This is a genomic window from Qipengyuania sp. SM2507, assembly GCF_053714505.1.
Genome location: NZ_CM132307.1, coordinates 1,582,417 through 1,596,067 on the forward strand (window position 1 = coordinate 1,582,417; position 13,651 = coordinate 1,596,067).

General features: G+C 65.1%; 13 protein-coding genes. 5 read left to right on the forward strand and 8 right to left on the reverse strand.

Annotation, left to right across the window (positions count from 1 at the left end; genetic code table 11):
- From moaB to ACWIKC_RS07705, 3 genes are all read left to right on the forward strand, one after another.
- Complete coding sequence (moaB, locus tag ACWIKC_RS07695; protein ID WP_454596928.1) at positions 1 to 528, forward strand: molybdenum cofactor biosynthesis protein B; 528 nt, start codon at positions 1 to 3, stop codon at positions 526 to 528.
- A 54-nt stretch (positions 529 to 582) separates the two neighbouring features.
- Positions 583 to 1,680: a PA0069 family radical SAM protein gene (locus tag ACWIKC_RS07700; protein ID WP_454596929.1), complete on the forward strand. Its 1,098-nt coding sequence runs from the start codon at positions 583 to 585 to the stop codon at positions 1,678 to 1,680.
- A 171-nt stretch (positions 1,681 to 1,851) separates the two neighbouring features.
- Entirely contained in the window at positions 1,852 to 2,214 is a 363-nt protein-coding gene (locus tag ACWIKC_RS07705; protein ID WP_454596930.1) for a PilZ domain-containing protein, read from the forward strand.
- 44 nt (positions 2,215 to 2,258) lie between these two features.
- Here ACWIKC_RS07705 and ACWIKC_RS07710 read toward each other — a convergent pair whose 3' ends face one another.
- From ACWIKC_RS07710 to ACWIKC_RS07745, 8 genes are all read right to left on the reverse strand, one after another.
- Complete coding sequence (locus tag ACWIKC_RS07710; RefSeq protein WP_454596931.1) at positions 2,259 to 2,693, reverse strand: DUF1330 domain-containing protein; 435 nt, start codon at positions 2,691 to 2,693, stop codon at positions 2,259 to 2,261.
- Between the two features lie 121 nt (positions 2,694 to 2,814).
- A complete protein-coding gene (locus ACWIKC_RS07715; protein WP_454596932.1) occupies positions 2,815 to 4,413 on the reverse strand; it encodes a long-chain fatty acid--CoA ligase in 1,599 nt (532 codons plus the stop codon).
- Positions 4,414 to 4,458: 45 nt separating this feature from the next.
- Positions 4,459 to 7,959: a DNA polymerase III subunit alpha gene (gene dnaE, locus ACWIKC_RS07720; RefSeq protein ID WP_454596933.1), complete on the reverse strand. Its 3,501-nt coding sequence runs from the start codon at positions 7,957 to 7,959 to the stop codon at positions 4,459 to 4,461.
- 93 nt (positions 7,960 to 8,052) lie between these two features.
- Entirely contained in the window at positions 8,053 to 8,382 is a 330-nt protein-coding gene (locus ACWIKC_RS07725) for a hypothetical protein (protein ID WP_454596934.1), read from the reverse strand.
- A gap of 45 nt (positions 8,383 to 8,427) precedes the next feature.
- Positions 8,428 to 8,907 carry a glutathione peroxidase gene (locus tag ACWIKC_RS07730; RefSeq protein WP_454596935.1) on the reverse strand — a complete coding sequence of 160 codons (480 nt, stop codon included), beginning with the start codon at positions 8,905 to 8,907 and terminating at the stop codon, positions 8,428 to 8,430.
- Between the two features lie 10 nt (positions 8,908 to 8,917).
- Positions 8,918 to 9,196, reverse strand: coding sequence for a hypothetical protein (locus ACWIKC_RS07735; protein ID WP_454596936.1), 279 nt, complete (start codon positions 9,194 to 9,196; stop codon positions 8,918 to 8,920).
- Positions 9,197 to 9,244: 48 nt separating this feature from the next.
- Entirely contained in the window at positions 9,245 to 9,919 is a 675-nt protein-coding gene (locus ACWIKC_RS07740) for an ABC transporter ATP-binding protein (RefSeq protein WP_454596937.1), read from the reverse strand.
- Positions 9,912 to 11,156, reverse strand: a complete 1,245-nt coding sequence (locus ACWIKC_RS07745) for a lipoprotein-releasing ABC transporter permease subunit (RefSeq protein ID WP_454599465.1) — start codon at positions 11,154 to 11,156, stop codon at positions 9,912 to 9,914. Before ACWIKC_RS07745 ends, ACWIKC_RS07740 begins: the two co-directional genes overlap by 8 nt.
- Positions 11,157 to 11,369: 213 nt before the next feature.
- On the opposite strand from ACWIKC_RS07745, the gene purF reads away from it, so the two are divergent.
- Both purF and ACWIKC_RS07755 read left to right on the forward strand, forming a co-directional pair.
- A complete protein-coding gene (purF, locus tag ACWIKC_RS07750) occupies positions 11,370 to 12,842 on the forward strand; it encodes an amidophosphoribosyltransferase (protein WP_454596938.1) in 1,473 nt (490 codons plus the stop codon).
- Entirely contained in the window at positions 12,842 to 13,567 is a 726-nt protein-coding gene (locus ACWIKC_RS07755) for an SDR family NAD(P)-dependent oxidoreductase (protein WP_454596939.1), read from the forward strand. The genes purF and ACWIKC_RS07755 overlap by 1 nt, the downstream gene beginning before the upstream one ends.
- The last annotated feature ends 84 nt before the right edge of the window (positions 13,568 to 13,651 follow it).

The window sequence follows — 13,651 nt, forward strand, 5'->3', positions numbered from 1 at the left end:
ATGCCGATCGACCAAAGCCTGAGCCTCAAGCCGGTCAACATCGCGCTGCTGACCGTTTCGGACACGCGCACGCCCGAGGACGACAGTTCGGGCGATCTGCTTGCCGCGCGGATCGAGGCGGCGGGCCATATCCTCGCCGCGCGCGAGATCAGCAAGGACTCCAAGAACGAGATAGCCGCGCATCTGCACCGCTGGATCGACGATCCCGAGGTCGATGCGGTGATCACCACCGGCGGCACCGGGCTGACCGGGCGCGACGTCACCCCCGAAGCGCTCGACCAGGTCAAGGACAAGGCGATCCCCGGCTTCGGCGAGCTGTTCCGCTGGCTCAGCTACGAGTCCATCGGCACCAGCACGGTCCAGAGCCGCGCCTGCGCGGTGCTGGCGCGCGGGACCTATATCTTCGCGCTCCCGGGCTCGAACGGCGCGGTCAAGGATGGCTGGGACAAGATCCTCGTCCAGCAGCTCGACAGCCGCCACCGCCCCTGCAATTTCGTCGAACTGATGCCGCGGTTGCGCGAGCGATAGGGTTGCCCCGCTAGCGGCTCGACCGGGACATTTGTTCCGTGTATGTTCCGCCCTATGGAACGGAGCACCGAGTCGCCGGTTGCCGGTCGCGGCGCGCAATCGCGCAGTGTGCCGACGCGCTTCGGTCTCGCCACCCGCGAGGCCGATGGCGACTGGCGCGACCATATGGAAGCGCTGGCGCAGAGCGAGGGCGGGCCGCCGGTCAGACTGCGGACACAGGTGACCGAGGAGCGGCCCAAGACTATCCTCTCGTTCAACCAGTCGCCCGACATTTTCTTCGACCGCTCGATAAACGCCTATCGCGGCTGCGAGCATGGCTGCGTCTATTGCTTCGCGCGGCCGTCGCATGCCTATCACGACCTCTCGCCAGGGCTCGATTTCGAGACCCGGCTGTTCGCCAAGCCCGATGCCGCCGAGTTGCTCCGTGCCACGCTGGCCAAGCCGAAATATCGCCCCAAGCCGATCTCGATGGGGACCAACACCGATCCCTACCAGCCGATCGAGAACCGCTACAAGATCACCCGCGCGCTGCTCGAAGTTTGTCTCGACGCGCGCCACCCGATGACGATTACTACCAAGTCCGATCGGGTGCTGGCAGACCTCGACCTGTTGGAGGAGATGGCGCGCAAACGCCTGATAGCGGTGGCGATCTCGGTGACCAGCCTCGACCCGGCCTTGTCGGGAAAGCTCGAACCGCGCGCCGCTTCTCCCGCCAAGCGACTGGCAGCGCTGGGAAAACTGGCCGCGGCGGGCGTGCCGACACATTGCTCGATCTCCCCGGTGATCCCCGCCATCACCGACGAATTCATGGAAGAGATCGTCCAGCGCGCCGCGGCTCTGGGGGTGGAGAGCTGCGGCTGGATCCCGCTGCGGCTGCCACACGAGGTCGCGCCGCTGTTCCGCGAATGGCTCAGCGTCCATTACCCGGAACGCGGCGACAAGGTGATGGGCATCGTCCGCTCGATCCGCGGCGGCAAGGACAACGACCCGGACTTCTTCAGCCGCATGAAGCCGACCGGCGTCTGGGCCGACCTGTTCCGCGCCCGCTTCCGCCTCGCCTGCAAGCGCGCAGGGATTGGCAAAGGCTCATTCGAGCTCGACTGCACGCGGTTCCGCGCGCCTCCTGTGGGTGGGCAGATGCGGTTGTTGTAGAGCCGGTTGTGGTGGAAAGCCCGCGGCCTGCTATTGAAAGGCTTGGCAACGGAAGCGGACTTTGAATCCGGGTGTAGAGGCGCTCAACGCTGTTGCTGGGCTTGCGAGGGAACCACTTCTTAACGAAATCCCGCGACCCTGACCGGAAAGCGCTGCAAGGGGTGGCAATCGATGATTCTGACAATTCGCGCGCACAAGCGCTATGCAGTGCGCCAATCCATTTGCCTGCGAAGCCCCCTCGACGGGCGTCACTGCAGTGGCCTGTTGGTTGAACTCTCGAGCGAAGGATGCCGCGTCAGCGGGCTCACCGATTCCGATTTTCTGGCCGATGATGAAATCATTGTCGAGCATGATGGCATGAAGTTGCCAGGCCGGATCCGTTGGATCGAAGCGGGTGTCGCGGGCGTCCGCTTGGCCAAGCTCATGATGGCCAAGGAACTGAGCGTACACTTGACCCACCTGCGCGGCGAAGAATTGTCGGCTCCCCCGGTAGCGAGACCGCAACGTTCAGCCGTATTTCGACGAGCCGGCTAGGTTTCTCGCTCACGGTCCCGGGACGTCTGCACTAGCAGCCGAAATTACCCAAACCCGTCCCCCGCCTCACCCGGTGCGAAGCGCACCAGCCGGCTGTCGGTCAGCGCGGCGGTGCGGTTGACCACCGCCTTCTGGTATTCGGGATCGGTGACCATTGCGAGGAAGGCCCCGGCGTTTGGATATTGTGCGACGAAGCCGTCGTGCCAGAGCATCGCGTCGGGGCCGGTCACCACCGTCTCGAACAGGCCGCGCCAGACCATGCTGCCGCCGACGCGCTTGAAGATCGGGCCTGAGGTAGCGCCGTATTCCTGATAGGCGCGGCGCCCGCTCCAGCCCTTGCCCGCGTGCTCGTGGCCATCGGGATATTCCGCGACTTCGCGATATTGCAGCAGGTTGAGCATGTGGATCGGCCGGTCGCGCGGCAGGTTCTTGAAGGCGTCGAAATTGGCACGGCTGGGGTCGATATAGGTTTCGGTCATTGCTTGCTCCGTCGTTGCGCGCAGGCGTCGGGCTGCGCAGCAAGGCATGGGATCTATTTCTGCGGCAAAGCGCCGTTGATTGCTTCGTCGCTGCGCTCCTCGCTACGGCGAGGAGAGCGCATCAAACCTCCAGCCGGTACTCCGCGAAGCGGTCGCGCAGATCCTTCTTGCTGATCTTGCCCGTCGCGGTGTGCGGGATGTCGTCGACGAATTCGACTGCATCGGGCAGCCACCATTTGGCGACCTTGTCAGTCAAATATTCGATCACCTCGCCGCCGGTCACTTCGTGGCCTTCCTTCTTGACCACGAACAGCACCGGGCGTTCGTCCCATTTGGGGTGGTGTATGCCGATCGCTGCGGCCTCGGCCACAGCGGGATGGCCGACCGCGGCGTTCTCCAGCTCGACCGAACTGATCCATTCGCCGCCCGACTTGATCACGTCCTTGGTGCGATCGGTGATCTGCATGGTTCCGTCGGGGTGCAGGATCGCGACATCGCCGGTGTCGAACCAGCCATCCGCGCTCAGCGCATCCTCATCGGCGCGGAAATAGCGTCGGATCACCCACGGCCCGCGGATGTGCAGCGCGCCCGAGCTCTCGCCATCGCGCGGCAGGACCTGGGAGGGATCGTCGAGGCTGACGGTGCGCAGTTCGACCCCGAAGGTGGGCCGCCCCTGCATCGCGGTCTTGTCGACCTTCTCCTCGAAGCTGAGCTGGTCCCAGTCTAGGGTCGGACCGCCGACCGTGCCGATCGGGCTGGTCTCGGTCATCCCCCAGGCGTGCTGGACGCGGGTACCGTTCTTCATCAGCCGCTCGATCATAAAGCGCGGCGCGGCCGAGCCGCCGATTGTCGCGGCCCTGAGCTTGGGCAGGTCGAGCCCCTTGGCATCGCAATACTGGAAATGGGCAAGCCACACGGTGGGCACGCCGGCGCTGTCGGTGACGCCCTCGGTCTTCATCAATTCGTCGAGCACCGCGGGTTCGTTGACCGCGGAGAACACGAACTTGATCCCCGCCATCGCGCCGGCATAGGGCAGGCCCCAGCTGGCGGCGTGGAACATCGGCACCACCGGGAGCATCACGCTCGAGGCGCTGAAATTGAACGCCGCAGGCTGGAGCCCGGCGATGGCGTGGATCACTGTCGAGCGGTGTTCGTAGAGCACGCCCTTGGGATGGCCGGTGGTGCCGCTGGTGTAGCACAGCATGCACGGGTCGCGCTCGTCGCCCTTGAACCAGGCGAAATCGCCGTCCTGCCTGCCGATCCAGTCCTCGAAGGCCAGGGTATGTTCGCCCGAATCGTAGCAGATGTAATGCTCGATTGTGGTCCAGCGGTCGCGCATCATGTCGACGATCGGCTGGAACGCCGCGTCGTAGCACAGCACCTTATCCTCGGCGTGGTTGACGATATATTCGAGCTGATCCTCGAACAGGCGGGGATTGACCGTGTGCAGCACCCCTCCCATCCCGGCGACGCCGTACCAGCTGACCAGATGCCGCGAATGGTTCATCGCCAGGCTGGCGACCCGGTCTCCCGGCTTCACGCCCAGCGCCTGGAGCGCCTGCGCCATCTTGAGCGCGTCGCGGCGGATGCCGTTCCAGTCGGTGCGCGTCTGGCTGCCATCGGCCCAGCGGGTGACGATTTCGCGCGTCCCCGCTTCGCGTGCGGCGTGATCGATCACATGCGTTACCCGCATGCTCCAGTCCTGCATGGCTCCCGACATTCGCAACTCTCTCCCGTGTTTTATTGCCCGTTGGTGGGCATGCGTTCAGGCGACGAGGCGGAGATGACTCCCACCGCGCCGCGTGGTCAGATGCACATTGGCAAGCCCGGGCACGCTTGCCAAGCGTTCGGCGAGTTCGCCGTCGAGCTGGAACCCGTTACCGAGCCTCAACGTGGGCTCGATCGCGAGCCCGGTGCGCAGCGTGGCGATCACCTCGCCGGTGCCGCTGCCCTCGCCGAGCTCCATCTGCAAGGCGGCAAGGCCTGCTTCCTCGGTAATCTCGAGGCTTAGCGTCATCCGGGCGCTGCTCGAGACCTGTTCGAGCGGCACACCGCCCCTCACAGTGATCCGCGGCGGTTCGTCGGGGCTCGGGCTGTCGAGCTCGACCTGTAGCAGCAGGCAGGTCTGGTCCTCCGCCCAGCGGAGGAAATTCTCGACCAGGCTCTCCTCGAAACAGGCAGCACTGAACTGGCCCGAGGCATCGGAGAAATCGGCGCGGACGAAGGGCTTGCCGCGGCGCGTGGTGCCCTTGTTCACCTTCTCGATCATCGCCGCCATCACGGCGGGCGCGCGCCCGCCCACCGGGGCGCCGCCGGTCATAAGCGAGGCATAGCTCCGCGCGCCATTGGCCGATGCGACCTGGCGCCAGGCCTGGACAGGGTGGTCGGAGAAATAGAAGCCGAAATTGTCGCGCTCATGCGCCATCATCTGCGCGCGCGGCCAGGGTTCGACCTCCTTGAGCCGCAGGCTCTCGCCCTGGTGGTTCTCCTCGCCGCCGAACAGCGCGGCCTGCCCGCTCGACCGCTCGCGCTCGGCGGCATCGGCGACCGCCAGCAAGAGATCGGCGTTCTCGAACACCTTGGCACGATTGGACTCGAGCGAATCCAGCGCCCCGGTGCAGGCCAGCGCCTCGAGCTGGCGCGAATTCATCGAGCCCTTGGGCAGTCTTCCGAATAGGTCCGACAGGCTCTCGAACGGACCAGACGCCTCGCGTTCGGCGCAGATCGCATCCATCGCCTTGCCGCCGACATTGCGGATCCCGGCCAGCGCATAGCGCACGGCATAGCCATCATCGGTCTGTTCGACCCCGAATTCGGCGACCGAGGCGTTGATGCAGGGCGGCGCGATCGTCACCCCGCCGGGGCGCAGCGACGAGCGGCGGGCATCGTCGACGAAGACTGCGAGCTTCTCCGACTGGTGCATGTCGAAACACATCGAGGCGGCGAAAAATTCCTCGGGGTAATGCGCCTTCATCCAGGCGGTCTGATAGGCGAGCAGCGCATAGGCGGCGGCGTGCGATTTGTTGAAACCGTAGCCGGCGAATTTGTCGATCAAGTCGAACAGCTCGTTCGCTTTTCGGGCCTCGATCCCCGAGACGGTCTTGCAGCCATCGACGAAGCGTTGGCGCTGCGCATCCATCTCGGCCTGGACCTTCTTGCCCATCGCGCGGCGCAGCAGGTCGGCATCGCCGAGCGAGTAGCCCGCGAGGATCTGCGCGGCCTGCATCACCTGTTCCTGATAGACGAAGATGCCGTAGGTCTCAGCGAGGATCTCCTCCAGCTTGGGATGCGGGTACTCGATCGGCACCTCGCCCGCCTTGCGCTTGCCGAACAGCGGGATGTTGTCCATCGGGCCCGGGCGATAGAGCGAAACCAGCGCGATGATGTCGCCGAAATTGGTCGGTTTCACCGCGGTCAGCGTGCGGCGCATGCCCTCGGATTCGAGCTGGAAGACGCCGACAGTATGGCCCGACTTCATCAGCTCGTAGACCGCCGGATCGTCGAGTTCGAGCAGCGCAAGATCGATGGCGACGCCGCGCTTTTCCAGCAGATCGGTCGCCTTCTTGAGCACCGACAGCGTCTTCAGACCCAGGAAGTCGAACTTGACCAGCCCGCTGCTCTCGACGTGCTTCATGTCGAACTGCGTCACCGGCATGTCGGAGCGCGGATCGCGGTAGAGCGGGACGAGCTGCGCCAGCGGGCGGTCGCCGATCACCACGCCCGCGGCATGGGTGGATGAATTGCGCGGAAAACCCTCGAGCTGCATCGCGAGATCGACCAGCCGCTTCACATCGTTGTCGTTTTCGTATTCTCGGCGGAAATCGGCCGCACCATTGAGCGTGCGCGGCAGCGTCCAGGGGTCGGTGGGATGGTTGGGCACCATCTTACACAACCGGTCGACCTGGCCGTAGCTCATCTGCAGGATGCGGCCGGTGTCGCGCAGCACCGCGCGCGCCTTGAGCTTTCCGAAGGTGATGATCTGCGCGACGTGATCGTGACCGTATTTGTCCTGGACGTAGCGGATCACCTCGCCGCGGCGGGTTTCGCAGAAGTCGATGTCGAAGTCGGGCATCGACACGCGCTCGGGGTTGAGGAAGCGCTCGAACAGCAGGCCCAGCTTGATCGGGTCGAGATCGGTGATGGTCAGCGCCCAGGCGACCAGACTGCCCGCGCCCGAACCGCGCCCCGGGCCCACGGGAATATCCTGCTCCTTGGCCCATTTGATGAAATCGGCAACGATCAGGAAGTAGCCCGGGAAGCCCATCTGGTTGATGATGCCCACTTCGTAGTCGAGCCGGTCGAGATAGACTTGTCGTTCCTCGTCGCTCATCGCGCCATAGGGCACCAGCCGTGCCTCGAGCCCGGCGCGCGCATCGGAGGCCAGCATCCGCGCCTCGCCCTCGACATCGCCCGCCAGACTGGGCAGGATCGGCGCGCGGTTGGGCGGCGCGAAGGCGCAGCGCTGGGCGATTACCAGCGTGTTGGCGATTGCTTCGGGGAGGTCGGCAAAGCCTTCGTCCATCATGCTCGCCGATTTGACGAAGCTTTCAGGATTGGAGCGCAGCCGGTCCTCGGCATCGACATGCGTCGAACCGGCGATGCACAGCATGGCGTCATGCGCCTTGTGCATATGCGGTTCGGCGTAATTGGCGGGGTTGGTGGCGACCAGCGGCAGGTCGCGGGCGTAGGCGAGAGTTATCAGCGCGTCCTCGGCGGCCATTTCCACCGGATCGCCGCGGCGCGCGAGTTCGATGTAGAGCCGCTCGGGAAACAGCGCCTGCAGCCGGTCGAGAAGAGGTTCGGCGTGGCTGTTCTGGCCCTCTGCGAGCAGGCGGGTAACCGCCCCCTCGCTCGCGCCGGTGAGCGCGATCAGCCCGTCGGTGCGGCCTGCGAAATCCTCCAGCAGGACATGCGGCTCGAACTCGAGCGGGCGCTCGAGATGCGCCTTGCTGACGAGGTGGCACAGATTGTCGTAGCCGGTCTCGTCCTGCGCGTAGAGCGGGAGATAATCGACCTGCTTGCCTGTGGTCCCGTCATCCTTGGTGCGCGCGACACCGAGCAGCGTGCCGATGATCGGCTGGATGCCCTCGTCCAGGCACGCCTTGGCGAACATGACCGCGCCGTAGAGCCCGTTGCGATCGGCCAGCGCGATCGCGGGAAAGCCGCGTTCCTTGGCCAGTTTCGCCATCGCCTTGGGCTCGATCGCGCCTTCGAGCATGGAATAGGCGGAGAGGACGCGCAGCGGAACGAAAGGGGCAAAAGGCATGGTGCCGATATGCGCTGCCGGTACGGATTAGCCAAGGGAGCGGCGGCGGTTTTCCGGCATCGCAGGCAGTGGCCAGCCAGCCCGATATTCAGGTCAGGCTTCGTCGGTCGCCCTGATTTTCCGCCGCGTGTCGCGGATAGTCGACCAGGCGCCGTAGAGAATCAGCGCGGCGAGGAAGATCCACACCCACAGCGGGATATCCTGCCCGAAGATCGCCAGATAGATATAAGCCGAGACGAAGAAGAATCCCGCCAGCATGGTCGGCAGCACGGTCGAGCGCCCGGCTCGCGCGCGCTTCACCAGCCAGGCGATCGAGGCGAAAAAGAACGGGATCGCACCGACATAGATCGCCCCGAAGACATAGGGGTTCACATTGTATTGCGCGCCGAGCGACAGCAGCCACTCGTTGAAGCCTTCGATCATGGGGTTCTCCTGTGGCTCCCAAGCGGGCGCCACCGCAATTTCTGATTAAAGCAGCGCTTCGATATCCGCCGCGATCGTTGCAGGCTTGTCGCTGGGGCCGTAGCGCCTGACCACCTTGCCGTCGCGGTCGATCAGGAATTTGGTGAAATTCCACTTGATCGCAGCGGTGCCCAACACGCCCTTGGCCTCGCCCTTCAGCCAGTCGAACAACGGGCTGGCGTCGGGGCCGTTGACCTCGACCTTCTCCATCAGCGGGAAGGTCACGCCGAAATTGACCTTGCAGAACTCGGCGATCTCCTCGGCATCGCCGGGTTCCTGGCCGCCGAACTGGTTGCAGGGGAAGCCGAGCACCTCGAAGCCCCGCTCCCCAAACTTCTGGTAGAGTTCTTCCAGCCCGTCATATTGCGGGGTGAAGCCGCATTCGCTCGCGGTGTTGACCACCAGCAGGACCGTGCCCTGCTTGCGCGCGAGATCGAGCGGTTCGCCGCGATTGGTGGTGACGGTGAAATCGGCGATGCTGGTCATATGAACTCGCTCATTCCTTCGGAAAATCCTTGCGCTGCGCCAGCGCAGCCACTTCCTCCGCGCGGAACTCGCGGTCGCCGGCCTTCTCGATGTAATAGCCGCTGCGCTCCGCTTCGGGGAGCAGCATCATGTGGCGGATAATCTCGGCGAATGTGCCTGAACGCAAGCCCTTGGCGCTATCCAGCAGGCTATTGTTCTCGCCGACCCGGTGGAGCGAGGCGCGGTCGTCCCACTGGATACCCTCGTGATGGGTGTCGCGGGCGTTGAAAGTGCTTGGGTGGTCGGTCATGCAATGCTCCCTTTTGCCGGTCCAACGCCCGACCCGCGCTCTGGGTCCTTAACCAAGCCTGCCTTCGTGCAGCCGCAGCACCCGGTCCATCTTCGCCGCCAGCCGCTCGTTATGCGTCGCGACCAGCGCGGCGCTGCCCTCGCCGCGGACCAGTTCGAGGAATTGCGCCAGCACCTTGTCGCTGGTCGCCTCGTCGAGATTGCCGGTCGGCTCGTCGGCCAGCACCAGCTTGGGGCGATTGGCGAGCCCGCGCGCCACCGCGACTCGCTGCTGCTCGCCGCCCGAGAGCTGGCTGGGGCGGTGGGTCAGCCGGTGACCGAGACCGAGCGCGGTGAGGAGCTCCTCGGCGCGGACCAGAGAGTCCTCGCGCGAGCGGTTGGCGATCATCTGCGGCAGGACGACGTTCTCGCGCGCATCGAAATCGGGGAGCAGATGATGGAACTGGTAGACGAAGCCGAGATGATCGCGCCGCAGCAGCGTGCGCGCATGCGCGTCCTTCTGGTCGACCGGCTTGCCCGCGATGCGGATTTCGCCACCGAAGCCGCCCTCGAGCAGTCCGACCGCCTGCAGCAGCGTCGATTTGCCCGAACCCGAGGGGCCGAGCAGCGCGACGATCTCGCCCGGCTGGATCGCCATGTCGACGCCGCGCAGCACGTCGATCCGCACCCCGCCCTGTTCGAAGCTGCGGGTCAGCCCGCGCAATTCGAGAACCGGTTCACTCATAGCGCAACACCTGTACCGGATCGGTGCCCGAGGCCTTGAGCGCCGGGTAAAGCGTCGCGAGGAAGCTGAGCCCCAAGGCGAGCAGCACGATCATGGCGATCTCGACCGGATCGGCCTGCGCGGGCAATGTCGAGAGGAAACGCACTTCCGGATCCCACAAATCCTGCCCGGTCACCAGCCCGATGAATTCGACGATCGGCTGGCGGAAATAGAGCACGATCGCGCCAAGGATCAGCCCCGCCACCGTGCCGATCGCGCCTACCGTGAAGCCGGTGGTGACGAAGATCTTGAGCAGGCTGCGCCGGGTCGCCCCCATGGTGCGCATGATGGCGATATCGCGGGTCTTGGCGCGAACCAGCATCACCAGGCTCGAGAGGATGTTGAAGGCGGCCACCAGCACCATGAAACTGAGCGCAAAGGCCATCGCCACGCGTTCGACCTGTAGCGCCTCGAAAAGTGTGGAGTTGATGGTCTTCCAATCGGAAACCACCGCCCTGCCCGCGACCGCTTCCGCCACCGGCGCGAGAATTTCCCCGACCCGGTCCGGATCGTCCACCGTCACCTCGATCATTCCGACCGTATCGCCGATCAGCAACAGCGTCTGGGCATCCGCCATCGGCATGATGACGAAAGCCTGGTCGTATTCGTAGATCCCCACCTCGAAAATCGCCGCGACCGTATAGCCGACCTGTCGCGGGACGGTGCCAAATGGAGTCGAACGGCCCTGCGGGTTCAGGATCGTGATGGTGTCGCCGACCCGCGCGCCGATGTTCTGCGCCAGCCGCACGCCGATGGCGACATTGCTGGTCCCGGCGCGCAGCGCGCTGATATCGCCGCTGACCACCTTGGGTGCCATGTCCGCGATATCCTGCGCGGTGTTGCCGCGCACCAGAATCCCTTCGACCCTCCCATTGAAGCTGGTCACCAGCGGCTGCTCGATCAGCGGCGAGGCATCGGTGACGCCCGGCGTCGCGCGCACCTGCTCGAGGATATCCTCCCAATCGTCCATCCGCCCGCCATAGGCCTGGACGATGGCATGACCGTTGAGCCCGACGATCTTGTCGAGCAGTTCGGCACGAAACCCGTTCATCACGCTCATCACGATGACCAGCATCGCGACCGACAGCATCACCACGCCGACCGAGATCCCGGCGACGAGCGCGATGAAGGCCTCGCTCTTGCCCGGAAGCAGGTAGCGCTTGGCGATGGTCCATTCGAAGGGAGAAAGCAGTAAGATCGGGTGTTCACCGGGCGGTTGCAGGAAAGCAGCGCTCTAGGCAGGCTTTCCTTTCGCTGCAATGAAATCCCGGAGACATTGCGTATCGCGGGTTCGGTTGAAAGGTGAAGCCGATCATGCACGGCCCGTCGCGCTAGCCTTGTAATCGCCGCGTAACATCGCCATTGGCAGCGGCGAGCGGACGGCCCGTCGGCCACCCCATATAGGCGAGCGATGAACCTCATCCATCCCTTCCACGATGCGGACGGCGACAAGCTGCGCGAAGAGTGCGGCGTGTTCGGCGCTATCAACGCAACCGACGCCTCCGCAGCGACGGCGCTGGGCCTGCATGCGCTTCAGCACCGCGGGCAGGAGGCGGTCGGGATCACCTCCTTCGACGGTCGCGAATTCTACAGCCGACGCGGCCTCGGCCATGTGGCGGACAATTTTTCCGGGCAGGACGCGATCGCCGAACTGCCGGGCATGATGGCCGCAGGCCATGTCCGCTATTCGACCACCGGGGGCGCGGGCCTGCGCAACGTCCAGCCGCTCTATGCCGATCTGGCAGGCGGCGGCTTTGCGGTCGCGCACAACGGCAATATCTCCAACGCCGGGACCTTGCGCGAAGACCTGGTGCGGCGCGGCTCGATCTTCCAGTCGACCAGCGACACCGAAGTCATCATCCACCTTGTCGCCACCAGCCGTTATCCCACGATCACCGACCGGCTAATCGATGCGCTGCGCCTGCTCGAAGGCGCCTATGCGCTCGTCGTCATGACCCCGGCCGGGATGATCGCCTGCCGCGATCCGCTGGGCATCCGTCCGCTGGTGATGGGCCGGATCGGCGACGCCACGGTCTTCGCCAGCGAAAGCGTCGCCTTCGACGTGATGGGCGCCGAGCTGGTGCGCGAAGTCGAGCCGGGCGAGCTGATCAAGGTCGATTTCGATGGCAATGTCGATTCGCTCCACCCCTTCGGCAATCATTCGCCGCGCCCCTGCATCTTCGAACACGTCTATTTCAGCCGCCCCGACAGCATCTTCGCCGGGCGCAGCGTCTACGAGGCGCGCAAGGCAATCGGTGCGCAGTTGGCGGTGGAAAGCCCCTGCGAGGCCGATCTGGTGGTGCCCGTCCCCGACAGCGGTGTGCCCGCGGCGATCGGTTATGCCCAACAATCCGGGGTGCCGTTCGAACTGGGGATCATCCGTTCGCATTATGTCGGGCGGACCTTCATCCAGCCGTCGGACGGCGCGCGTCATGCCGGAGTCAAGCGCAAGCACAACGCCAATCGCGCGCTCGTGGCGGGCAAACGCATCGTGCTGATCGACGATTCGATCGTTCGCGGTACGACCAGCCTCTCGATCGTCGAGATGATGCGCGATGCCGGGGCCACAGAGGTCCATTTCCGCGTTGCCAGCCCGCCCACCGCGCACAGCTGCTTCTACGGCGTCGACACCCCCGAACGTTCCAAACTGCTCGCCGCGCGGATGGATCTCGAACCGATGCGCGAATTCATCAAGGCCGACAGTCTCGCCTTCGTGTCGATCGACGGCCTGTATCGTGCCGTGGGCGACAAACCACGCGACTCCGCCTGCCCGCAATTCTGCGACGCCTGTTTCACCGGCGACTATCCCACGTCGCTGACCGATATCGCCCGGCGCGACGATGCGCAGGGCCAGCTCTCGCTGCCGGTCGGAAAGGTCGCGTAATGACGGATCAGGCGAAGCCGCTTGCCGGCAAGACTGCGCTCGTCGCCGGTTCAAGCAAGGGCATCGGCGCCGCCAGTGCGCTGGCGTTGGCCGAGGCCGGAGCGCATGTCGTGCTGACCGGGCGCGACGTCCGCTCGCTCGAACATGTCGAGGATCGCATCCACGCGGTCGGTGGCAGCGCCACCATCGCGCCGGTCGATTTCGAGGAGAACGACGGGATCGCCCGCCTCGCGCAGGCGATCTCCGGGCGCTGGGACGTGCTCGACATCCTCGTCATCTCGGCCGCCTATCTGCCCACGCTCAGCCCGGTCACCCAGATCGATCGCAAGGAGTTCGGCAGGGCGGTGACGGTCAACATCCTCGCCACCCAGGCGCTGCTCGCGGCGTTCGATCCGCTGCTCAAGCGCGCGGAGGCAGGCCGCGTCATCGGGCTGACCAGCAGCGTCGGCGCCGATCCGCGCGCCTATTGGTCGGCCTATGGCTCTACCAAGGCGGCGTTCGACAATCTGCTCGACGCCTATGCGCGCGAGGTCGAGAAGATCGGCAATATCCGCGTCGCGATCCTCGATCCGGGCGCCACGCGCACCAGCATGCGCGCCAAGGCGTATCCCGGCGAAGACCCCAAGACGGTCAAGGAGCCGAGCGTGGTTGCGGCCCGCATCGTCGAGCTTGTGGTTAACGGCTACGAGACCGCGCATCGCGAGCGGGTGGCGGAGCCCGGTTAACCAGTCGCGATAGCGATTTGGCAAGCGAGTTCCCCGACAAGTGACCGGCTTTGAGAGTGGACGGATATCCGCCCACCAGCCTTT

What these genes read in the sequence shown, in the direction of transcription:
- ACWIKC_RS07705 (WP_454596930.1), top strand. Translation starts at nt 1,852, where the DNA reads ATGATTCTGACAATTCGCGCGCACAAGCGCTATGCAGTGCGCCAATCC.
- ACWIKC_RS07715 (WP_454596932.1), bottom strand. Translation starts at nt 4,413, where the DNA reads ATGTCGGGAGCCATGCAGGACTGGAGCATGCGGGTAACGCATGTGATC.
- dnaE (WP_454596933.1), bottom strand. Translation starts at nt 7,959, where the DNA reads ATGCCTTTTGCCCCTTTCGTTCCGCTGCGCGTCCTCTCCGCCTATTCC.
- ACWIKC_RS07735 (WP_454596936.1), bottom strand. Translation starts at nt 9,196, where the DNA reads ATGACCGACCACCCAAGCACTTTCAACGCCCGCGACACCCATCACGAG.
- ACWIKC_RS07740 (WP_454596937.1), bottom strand. Translation starts at nt 9,919, where the DNA reads ATGAGTGAACCGGTTCTCGAATTGCGCGGGCTGACCCGCAGCTTCGAA.
- ACWIKC_RS07725 (WP_454596934.1), bottom strand. Translation starts at nt 8,382, where the DNA reads ATGATCGAAGGCTTCAACGAGTGGCTGCTGTCGCTCGGCGCGCAATAC.
- ACWIKC_RS07755 (WP_454596939.1), top strand. Translation starts at nt 12,842, where the DNA reads ATGACGGATCAGGCGAAGCCGCTTGCCGGCAAGACTGCGCTCGTCGCC.
- ACWIKC_RS07700 (WP_454596929.1), top strand. Translation starts at nt 583, where the DNA reads ATGGAACGGAGCACCGAGTCGCCGGTTGCCGGTCGCGGCGCGCAATCG.
- ACWIKC_RS07730 (WP_454596935.1), bottom strand. Translation starts at nt 8,907, where the DNA reads ATGACCAGCATCGCCGATTTCACCGTCACCACCAATCGCGGCGAACCG.
- purF (WP_454596938.1), top strand. Translation starts at nt 11,370, where the DNA reads ATGAACCTCATCCATCCCTTCCACGATGCGGACGGCGACAAGCTGCGC.
- moaB (WP_454596928.1), top strand. Translation starts at nt 1, where the DNA reads ATGCCGATCGACCAAAGCCTGAGCCTCAAGCCGGTCAACATCGCGCTG.
- ACWIKC_RS07710 (WP_454596931.1), bottom strand. Translation starts at nt 2,693, where the DNA reads ATGACCGAAACCTATATCGACCCCAGCCGTGCCAATTTCGACGCCTTC.